3 protein-coding genes are annotated in these 10,681 nt (G+C 67.4%); all 3 read right to left on the bottom strand.

Annotated elements, in window-relative coordinates:
* Positions 1-91: 91 nt before the first annotated feature.
* Entirely contained in the window at positions 92-2,905 is a 2,814-nt protein-coding gene (locus tag FHS98_RS17165; RefSeq protein ID WP_167108110.1) for a phage tail protein, read from the bottom strand.
* Positions 2,906-2,979: 74 nt separating this feature from the next.
* Positions 2,980-8,298 (bottom strand): tRNA wybutosine-synthesizing protein 4 beta-propeller domain-containing protein, encoded by a 5,319-nt coding sequence (locus FHS98_RS17160; protein ID WP_167108107.1) that lies wholly within the window; start codon positions 8,296-8,298, stop codon positions 2,980-2,982.
* The gene (locus FHS98_RS17155; RefSeq protein WP_167108104.1) at positions 8,295-10,679 is read right to left on the bottom strand and encodes a baseplate J/gp47 family protein; all 2,385 of its coding nucleotides are present in this window, start codon (positions 10,677-10,679) and stop codon (positions 8,295-8,297) included. Before FHS98_RS17155 ends, FHS98_RS17160 begins: the two co-directional genes overlap by 4 nt.
* Between the last annotated feature and the right edge of the window lie 2 nt (positions 10,680-10,681).

Genomic DNA, 10,681 nt, shown 5'->3' with positions numbered 1-10,681 from the left:
CCACCCGCTACGACAAGACCGCCCTGTCCTTCGCCAGCTTCCTCAATCTCGCTGCCATCCGCAGGTGGTTGCCGCACTTTGTCAACGCAACCTAGCTTTCGAACCGCACATCGAGCGTGGTCCCCTCCAGCAGCGCATCGTCCAGAGCGGCATCGAGTTCGGCGCGGCGCGCGGTCGGCACCGCAAGGTTATAGACGCCCAGCTCGTCGTGGTTGGTAGCACCCGCGATGATCGTGCGCGGGTTCTGCGGATAGGGCTCGAGCCGGGCGAAATCGGGAAGCGGATAGCGGTTGTCCGCGCAAAACGCAGGGGGCGCCTGAGCAGGTTCGACGCTGGCGCCGGCAGCATGCGCCGGGCAGGAGAGCGTGCAGGCCGCGTCGGTGCAGGTCTGGCACATAGTCGTTTTCGTGGGGGTCGCCGTCCCGCATGTGCAATAGTCTTCGGCCGGGGTTCCGAGCGTCAGGTGGCGCAGAAGCATGTTGCGGGCGCCGATACCGCTGACCTTCGCACATTTCTCGCAGCGTAGCAGGATCAGCCCGGGCGGATGGGTCGCCAGTGCGGCGGCAAGCGCTGCTTCGGTCGCCGCGCTGTCCGTGCCTGCGGATAGATATCGGAGATCCGTCACATAACAGTTCGAGAAGGTTGCGGACCTTGTGCATGTGAGCGTGCCGGCGAACAGCGAGTCGACCGCTTCGAGCGCTCCATCGAGACGCGCCGAACCCATCACGGTCGTCCGGGAGACGCGCGCCGATGCCAGCGGTACGATGAGCACCGGCGTCGTCATGTCGCCTGGCGGCGCGTGAAGAGGGCTGAGCGCGCAGCTTTCCAGCGCGATCGTGCCCTGCACGCGGCTGAAATCGAGCAGCGTCGAGATCGTGCGTTCGATCACGATGTTCGCGGTGCCGGCGAGCGGCGGTTGGGGCGCGGGTGGCGGAGTGTCGGCGGTGGGTGCCTGCGGCGGCGCGACGGGCAGGGGCATGATCGAGGGGCCTGTGGCGGGGATCAACGTCATGTCGAGGAGGGTGAGATCGAGATTGCCGCCGTTGAGGCAAATCTGGCCCTGGAACAGAATGCCCGACATCCCGAAAGCTCCGGGCGTTCCCGAATTCGCACCGGTCAGCGTGAACGCACTGGGTGACGACACGGAAATCAGTGCCTGGCTCGCGGCCGCCGACGCGATCCACAGACGGTCGCCCGAAGGCGGCGCGATCGCCTGCCCATCAAGATAGCGCGTCGCACTCGATTGGAGCATGAGGACGGTGCATGGCGTCGGCGCGCTTTCCCAAAGGCTGAGCTGGGCGACGATCCAGCCCGTCTCGCCGGCATCGTAGAGCGTCACGGCGCCGGCAGGGAGGGGGATGGCCCCACGCAGCCCGATCCCGCCGATGGCGCCCGGCATTGCAATCCCGTAGTCGACGGCCAGCGCGGCCGGTGCGGGCCAGGCGGCCGGCCAACTGAAGAGCCCCTGCTCAGGATCGATCGTGACGGCCGGGACGAGGCCTAGCTGCCAGGCGGGGGGTGTCGAAGCAATCGGCGACTGCGTCGAAACGGGCGCGACGATCACCACGCGATCCTGTGCGAGGCAGACGAAGCAGGCGGTGAGCTCGCCCGCGAACGCGGCTTCCGCCTCGGCAGGTGTCGTGACCGCCGTGCCGAATGGCAGGCCGACATCGAGCACCTTTCCGGTCGGCGCGGTGAAGGTCATGGTCGTGCCTGGAGGCGCGTTGTTCAGCAGGGCGAGGCATTTTTCGTCGAGCGGAAAGGTCGCCGCGGCAATGCCGGTGCGGGCGCTTCCCGACAATCTCAGCGGGTCCGCGCTCCCGGGGGCGGGGTAAAGCGAGAGTGCCGCCATCGGGGCTGTCGCCGGCACGATGAGCAGCGCATTGCCGAGCGCGCCGCTGACCAACGCCCGCACATCCGCCTCGCTCACGGTCGTGCCGGCTGTCACCGGGCAGTCGGCGATCGCCTTCTCGAGCAAGGTCACGAGCTGGCTCATCGATGGCGCGTCAGGCACATCGATGGTGAGAACCGCATGGGCATCGCCATAGTTCAGGTTGAGCGTCGTGGTCTGCGCCGTGATCGTCTGGAGCGCGAGAGCGCCGCCTTCCAGCACGGGAAAGTCCGGTGCCGGCGGTTGAACCCCATCCGGCCCGAGCGGCTCCGCCCGGACGCCGTCGGCACCAAGCGTCATCCAGTCCGACGTGCTGCCTTGCCGGTAACGGATCACCAGCCCCCGCTCGGCACCGTAGAGCATCGAGCTTCCCGGTCCGGTGCCCGGCATGGGCCACATCCGGTTATAATGTTCCAGATCGGCCGCGAGCATGGCGGTGGTGAGCTTGGGCGGCAGGGCCGTCACGGGCGGCACGGCGACCCAGCCGAGAGGGGTGTTCGGCAGATTGTACAAAGGCTGCGTGATGCCGAGGGGGTTGAAATGGAAATAGCCCGGCGTCGATGCGCCGGCGGGCGTCACGCCGATCATAGCGAAGGTCGGCGAACGCCAGACGCGCAGCAATCCGGCCGGTGTCCTGGCTGGTGGGAGATTCCCGGCATTCGCGGCTGGCTGGGCGGCGCCGAGTGGCCAGCCCGCCGGCGGCGTCGTCGCGTCGGGGGAAAAAAGCGCATACCAGCCGCTGCCATCGCGCACGCGTCGCGGGATCGCGCTTGCCGTGCCCTTGCGTCGCCGGAACCCGAGCGCATCGGCGACAAGCGCTCGATGTTCGGCCCGCACCGGCTGCGCGACCGCGAGGCCAAGCTGAGCCGCGATATAGGGGATGAGGTCCAGCGGGCAGGTCTGGATGAACCAATCGTCCTCGAGTTCGGTGATCGCGTCGCCAATGTCTGCCCGCACCCGGTCGAAGACCTTGCACAGGGCGAGTAACGGATAACCCTCGGCGATATCCGACATGCGGAAGATGGGCGGCAGCAGTTCGTAGAGCGGATCGGGAAGCGGCGCGCCGTCGTGCTGGGCCGTGGTATCCGTCATTGACCGCCTCCGCCCAGATCAGTCGATTCAAGGAAGGTCACAGCGTCCGCGTCGGCGCTGATGTACAGGATTTGCGCGCCCGTAGCGGGGTCGAGCTGCGCGGGCTTGGGCGCCAGCACCTGAAGGTCCGGCGCGGGTAAGGGGCCGGCGGTCGCCCGGTTGGGCGAGGGCGGGGCATTGGTCTCCGTCGGTGCCCACAGCGCATCGATGCCGCTATCCTTCACGCCGTCGACGTTCTGGACGATCCGCGCGATCTCGCTCGCACGGACGAGTTCGTCGAACGCCATGACGGGCAAGGCATAGGCCGTGCGGATCGCGTCGTTGATGGCTTGCTGAATGGCATGGACATCGGTGCCGGTATCGGCGGTGAACCAGCCTTTGACCTTGAAGGGCACCGGATCGAACGGCAGAAGGCCGATTTCCAGCCTGGTCGCGAGGGCCGCATTGACGGCGGCGGAGAGCGACTTGAAGGCCGGAGACGCCATGTCCGGGACACCGTTTTGAGGCTCGGCCAGCGTCAGCAGGAAGACGATCGGCTGTTGGTTCTCGAGGACCGTGAGGACGGCGGAGCCGACTTCAGGACGATCGAGCACGAAGCTCAGCATGTCGCGTCGCGTGATGATCCGCCCGAGGTCGGCGACGCTCGTCGGGATTTCTCCGCGCAGTTGGTTGCGGGGTGGCGTGCTGATGCCTCCGCTGGCGGCGACGGGATTGAGCACGCCCTTGATGCCTCCGACGCCCATCGGCGCGCGCGTGATGCTGCCCGCCGCGACATTGCCGTTGGCGCCCGCACCAACGCGGTAGGTGGCCACGATATTGTCGGGTCCGGTAGGGGGCCGCAGGCCGTGGACGCCATCACCGAATGTGATCTGCGCACGGCCCTGCGCGTCTTGCGTGAGCTGATAGGCCTGCATGTCGGGGCCGGCATCGCCCAGGGCCTCGACGCATTGCCAGACCGCGCCATTGACGGTGATGCTGAGCTGCGGCGCGATCGCTCCATCGGTGTCTTCGAGCCAGGTGAGCGGCGCGAGCTTGAGCAGGAATTGCTGGAACGGCTTCTGGCCGTCTCCGCTCCCCAACACTTCGCCCGAGACCGTGCTGCCCTGTGTCACCTCGACGACATTGCCGTACACGATGGTCGTCGTGCGGTCATAGAGATTGCGCAGAGGCTCCTGCAGGGTCAGCGTCGTGGTCTGGTCGCTGGATGATTTCACGATCGCCTTGACGGTCACGGCCTCGCTCTGGACCGGACGCGAGAACAACGCGAGTTCGTCCGATGTGACATTTCCGATCGTGGTTCCGTTGCCGGAGAGATAGAGGAAATCCGAGGGTGGCTTGCCTGTCGGATCCGTTTCGAGCGAAAGGTTGCCGGTGTCGGGCACCTCCGCCCACCACCAGTCCTCATCGCGCTGCGGGATGGGGCCGTAGACCATCACGAGCGTGCCGGTGGGCAGCTTCGCGCCGCCAATCAGCGACACGGCGCCGACCGTGCGCGCGAGCGGCGGTTTGCCGGCGAGCAGAAGGGCCTGGCCGACGGAGATCTGGTCGATCAGCCCGGACAGCACCAGCGTATCGGTTGAAATCGACGATTGGCCGATCGGGGTGTTTCCGGGCAACGGGGCGTCGTCGATCGGCGGCGCCAGATAAAGCCGTCGGCTCTGGGTGTAGACCAGGGCCTGGCGGCGCGCATCCGAATCCGCGGGCGGTGGCGCATCGACATACAGGACGGCGGTGCAGGTCGAATTGCCCTCGGCATCGATCTGGCCGCCGAAAGCATAGACACCGTGGCCGGCGAGCGGGATCGGGGTGACTCCCATGGTGAGCGACACGAGATTTGGGTAAGCGGGCGACGGCAGCGCGATGGGGAGCGGATAGGCGGGCTCGCCGCCGGCGCCGCTCAAAGGGACGATCTCGTAGGTCGATGCCGGGTCGCCTCCCAGCATCAGCACGCCGTCCTCGATCAGAACCGCGCCTTGTGAACGGCGTGCGGAAGCGAGGGGCGTCCAGTCCGCGAACGTGAACCCCGTGGGATCGAACATCACCGTGCCGGCCGCAGGCGTCATCTGCTCGTCTGTCGCGCCACCGGCGATCAGCACCTTGCCGCTCGGAAGCAGCGTCGCCGAATGCATCGCCCGAGGTCCGGGCATGGGGGCGATCGTCGCAAAGGCTTGCGCGGCGATGTTGAACACCGCCGCCTGGGCGATCGGAAAAATCTCCATCGTCTCGAAGGGGGTTACGGCCTGGAACGCGCTGAAACCGCCTGCGATGAGAACGTCGCCATTGGCGAGAAGCGTTGCCGAATGCAGGGCAAAACCGGTCTCGAGCACGGTGGTCACCGCCGTGAAGGTCTGGGTGGCGGTGGTGAAGGTCTCGGCTGTGGCGAGGGAGGGAACCCAGATCGCCTCCACCCCGGGCGGATCGTATATCAGCGGGGGAAAGGCGAAGCCGCCGGCGATCAGCACCGAGCCGTCAGCGAGCACGGTTGCGCTGTGGCCACAGCGCGGCGTCGTCATCTTGTTGCCGACCTTGCGGAAGGTGCGGCTTTTGGGATCATAGACCTCGGCCGTATCGAGCACGCAATAGCCGGCGTCGCCGAGGCCGAAGCCGCCCGCATAAAGAACCGTGCCGTTGGCGAGGAGCGACAATGTCGCGCCGATCCGCGGCGTGTTCGGGGCGCCGGTGGCCGTCGAGAGGCCGGTCGTGGGATCGAAGGTCCAGGCGAAGCCAGCCATGGTGGACGTGGGGGTGGGGAAAGGCGCGGGCGAGGTCGCCCCGACAATCAGGATGCTGCCATCGGCGAGCAGGATCGTTCCGACGGGCGCCAGCGTGAAGGGCGTGGTCAGGACCGGGCCGGGCAGCGTCTGGACGGTGCCGACATCGGCATCAAGGGCAACCACGGCGCCGGTATAGCCGTTCGGCAGCGCGTTGAAGCCACCGGCGAGCAGGAGATAGTCCTGCGCAAGTGCGGCGAAGGCCGGATAGCCTTGCGGCGCCGGCAGGGGCATTCCAGCGATGCCGTCGGCAAGAACATGCGCGCCGTTGAAGGGAATGCTCACCCCCGGACTGACGGCGAAGGTCTCGACCGTCGCGAGCACGCTGGTGCCTGCGACACCGCCTGCGACCGCGACCTTGTTGCCGGGCAGCAGGGCCGCGGCGTGATTGGATCGGGCCGTCGCAAGCTTCGGGGCCGGGACGAAGGTCGGCACGGCGGTCGGACCATTGTCGACTTTGACCTGATAGTCGGCGAAAGCCCCGATCAGCCAGTTGTCGCCGACCGGCCCCGCGGCCGATTGTCCTCCGGTGATGAGGAACCCGATATTGTTGGGCAGCGACACCGCCACCTGATCGTAGCGGGCACTGCCGGGAACGCCGTCCGCTTCTATCGGGTAGCATTGGCTCGTTGGTTGCCAGTCGACCATATTGGTCACCTCGGCATCGCCCCAGACCGTGCCAACCGCCTGGCCGGCCTCTGGAAAACCCGGAGGCGCGGCGCCTCCGTCGTGCCCGCCGACGAAGATGACGATATTACCGACCGGCGGGACCGCGGCCCCACCGCCGTCGGCCGAGGTCTTGACCACGGGACAAAGGGTCGCGCTGTGCCCGGCACGCGCCCTGGCCAGATCGGCGCAGGGTTGCCAGGAGGCGCCCGAGGGATCGTAGACCGCCACCGATGGCGTGGCGGCGAGCGCGGCGAGCAGATCCCCGATCGATTTGAACGGCTGGTTCTGCGTGAGGGTAAGGCCGCCGCTCAGCATGATGCGATTGTTGGGGAGCAGGGTCGCCGCATGGCCGATGCGCGGTATCGCAAGCTTCTCCTGCGCCGGCGTGAAGCGCATCGTTGCCGGATCGAGGACGAGCAGGTCGGTCGCCAGCGACCAGTCCTCGTTCACGCCTCCGGCGAGATAGACCATGCCGCCGACCAGGGTGGCGGTATGCAGGCCGCGCGGCTGCGGGAGCTTGTCGATCTGGCTGACGAGCTGGGTTACGGGATCGTAGACCTCGACACTGTCGAGCACACCCTGGACGCCGATGCCGCCCGTGAGCAGGACGCGGCCATCGCTGAGCGTGGTCGCGCTATGTCCCATGCGGGAGGGGATGAGCGCCGATCCGGTGGGCAGGGTCGCGGGATCGGGGGCGAGTTCGACCTGCGTGACCTGACCCGACATGTTGAATTCGGAAATATTCTGTCGGGATACCGCCTCGATCAGGCCCAGCGTCTTGTCCTCCGGCGTCTCGAGCAGGAACTCGCTACCCGGAAGCACCTTGGAATAGACGGCCTGGAGATCGAGGTCGTTCAGGTCGATGGCGTAGCCCGGCCATTCCGAGAATTCGGAAGGAACCATGCCTGTCGGCGTGTTTGCGCGCTGTACGGCCGCGGACTGTGACGACCATGACGGCGCGTTGTAGCCGAACAGCCGGCAGGTAAGATCGAATGCATGAAGCTCGAGCCCGTTGGCCTCGTTTGGGGGGAAAGGATCGGTCGCCCCGCTTGCTGCCCACTGATCGCCGATCGGTGACCCGATCCCGACGGTGGTGGTCGACAGCACATGGTTTTCAGCCACCGAGAACACGGTCAGGCGTACCCATTGGATCGGCTCGGGCGAGGCGCGCTTGTAGAGGAGGAAATCCCCGACCTGAAGGCCGAGCCCGGTTCCGGCGAGCAGGAGCTCGGTGGATTCCTCGGTCACCCAGGCTGGTCGCGTCTGCTGGGGCGTCAACTGATTGAGGGCCGGAATGGCGGTGAGCGGCGTGGCGGTTTCAAACACCGGGGCCGAGGCGATCGTGGCCGCAGTGCCGGCGCCGGCCGAGGCCGCGCCCTGGCCTTCTGCGCTTGAGGCCGCGTTCGCACCGCCACTCCCGCTTCCCGTCGGGCCTCCCGTTGTCAGCGCGCTCGAACCTCGCGAAGCCGGCGGCGTCGCCTGGATCGCGGCACCCTGGGGCACGACGATCGGATCGCCCGGTTGGGCGAAGACCGCGATCTCGGCTGTCGCGCCGATAAAGGTTCCGGGGTTTTCGCCCAGGCCACGGCCAATGAGCGCGAGGCTGCGATAGTCGACCGCGGTCGAGAGATAGCCCTCGTTGAGAACCCGGTCCTGATAGAAGGACAGGACATCGGCGACCTGCGCGAAGGCGTCGATGAGCGCCAGCGTGGGATCGGTCGGCACATTGCGGTCGAGGCGCGCCAAGGGGCGCGACATCGAGTTCCCGCCCGTGTTGACCACGACACGGGGGATCAGGTCGAACATCTCCTGCTTGAAGCGTGCATAATCGCCCAGGCCGGACGAGATCTCGTCATCGGGGATATTGCGGCTCATGGCGCCACCGCCACATACAGGCGGACCACGCCAAGCTCGGGATGGAATGCGACATTTCCGGCGCGCGCCCGCTCGGTAGCCCCGATCGCGATCTGGCCGGCCGCGACATTGGCGCCGGTCGTGTCGCCGCGACCGACGGTTCGGAAGGCCACGCGCGGGTCCATGGCCGGGTCGCTGACCACGAACGATACGGCGGGATCCGCATCGAGGAGCGAAATCAATTCGGCAAGGATCACCGGCCTGCCGAGCGGCCAGGCCGTCGGATGAAAATGGGCCGGACCGCCATCGGATTTCGCGCCGGCGCCGATGCGCCGCAGCAGCCGCTCGCGCACGGCCGCGATGTTGGCCCCGCCCTTACAATAAACGACGAGTGCGATATCGACCGGCACGTCGATACCTTCCTCGATTGTCGGAGGGGCGCCGAGCACCGCATAGTCCATGAGCCGCGCCTTCACGACGGGATAGGTCATGTCGGGGGGAATGGTCTCCACTGTCGTGATGCCCACGATGCAGGGCGCATAGCCGTCGTCCCCAACCCGCGCCTCGACCCCCGTGACCAGAGGATCGCTGTTTGCGAGACGCTCCCAGTCGCCCGGTTCGACGCCACGCTTGTTGGTCCGAAAGCTCGTGGCCGCGAACAGACGGATGCTCTCATTCCCTTCGGGCTCGACCGATGTCGCAGGCAGCGGGTTGCTGACCCAGGAGATCAAGGGCGAGGAGCCGACGATCTGGACGAGCGCGTTCGCGCGCACCCGCCCGCTCTGGCCATCACCGACACGAACGGTTGCCGTGAACAGGGTGCCGGGGGGCGGCACTGCGCCGAGCGCCCCGTCGCCGAAGCGCAGAAGGAGGTGGCGCCGGTCGCCTCCATAGCCGTCTTCGGGCGCGGCGGCGAAAGCGCGTTCCGTAGCCGGGGTCGATATCAAGTCCTGCCGGGCGTTCCATATATCGATGACCTTGGCCATTCCGGGTCGCTCGCCCGCCATCTGGATGCACAGGGTGGCCTCGGTCGGGTCGGGCGAGAGACTGGCCTTTGCCGACGGGACGAGCAGGGCCGACTGCGTGACGTCCTGCGAACCGTCGAACGCGGCGGCGAAGGGCGGCGGCGGGCAGGCCGATATCGGATCCTCGACCTCGATCGTCGGGCGATAGAGCCTGCCGGCAGGCGCTGTGTCGGGGACGGGCTTGACGCCGATCGTCCGGCCGTGATCCGCCAGTCCGACATTGCCATAGAGCTGCACCACTCCCGGCTGGCCCTGCGCGGCGACGGTCAGCGGCCGGGTAAGCGCATCCTCGGGATGCCAGGTGATCGTCGTGGCATAGGCATTGCCATTGGCGTCGGTGACGGGATCAAGGCGCAGCAGCCGCACGACCTGCGCGCCGAAAGGCTGCGCGACGCCGGCGGGCGCGGTCGTCTGGACGATGGCGATCAACTGGCCGGGGACGAGCCCGGTCTGCGTGCTGGCGAGCTGGGCCTGGATCGTGCCCGCGGGGAGGGTGTAGGCCGTCGAGCGCGCCAGCGAGAAGGCAAGGTTGTTGCGCAGCACCGATACGGTCAGGTCCATCATGGTCTCGAACACCGTGGTGCTCGCGACGAGCGATGCGTTGGCGGGCAGATTCATGGTCAGCACGCCCGGCTGCTCGGTCACCACCTGCAATCCTGCGGGGATCACGCCGTCGTTCGTGACCGTGAAGACCAGCGCGGTGCGCGCATTGCACCCGTCATTGACGCCATAATCCCGCAGTCGCGCATGGCGCCGCAGCGACAGGCGATGACGCGCCGTGGGCAGGTAGGACTCGGTGCCGGCCGCGTCCTGACGGTAGGAGAGATGGTCCCCGGCATAGGCGAGCGCTTCGATGATCGTCGTCATGGGGTCCGCGGGATGATCGATCGCCCAGGCGGAATCATCACGGACGATCTGCGACACGCGGGAGCGCATCAGCGCCGTGAAAGCCGCATAGTCGCGGCCGAGATAGTTGATGGAGGCCGCGCCGGGAGGTGCCTGCGCGGGCGTCGCGGGTGGTGCGGTGCTGGCTTGTGATTGAGGCGCGAACCACGTCGCGACATCGCCGATGGTGAGCCGATAGGCCGGCGCATCGGCTGCCGGGTCCGCAAGGGGTGCATTGGCCTGGATGTGGAGCAGGCCCGTATCCTGGTCGAGGCTCTGGACGCGGATGACTTCGACAGGCGTGCCGAACAGGTCGGCGATCGACACGCGCGTGGTATCGAGGAGGGCAGGTGCCGGCGCCCCGGCTGCCGTCATCATGGCTTCCGCGCCAGTGGTGGAGCCCGCCGGCGATGGAGGCAGTTGTACGATCAGTTGGAGCGTGCCGGCGCTTTGCACCGAACGCACGACGGTGGGCAGGCCGCTGTCCGCCATGG

This window comes from Sphingomonas oligoaromativorans (assembly GCF_011762195.1).
Taxonomy (GTDB): Bacteria; Pseudomonadota; Alphaproteobacteria; order Sphingomonadales; family Sphingomonadaceae; genus Solisphingomonas; species Solisphingomonas oligoaromativorans.
Note: the sequence above shows the minus strand (reverse complement) of the source record. Positions and strands in the feature narration are given on the sequence as shown.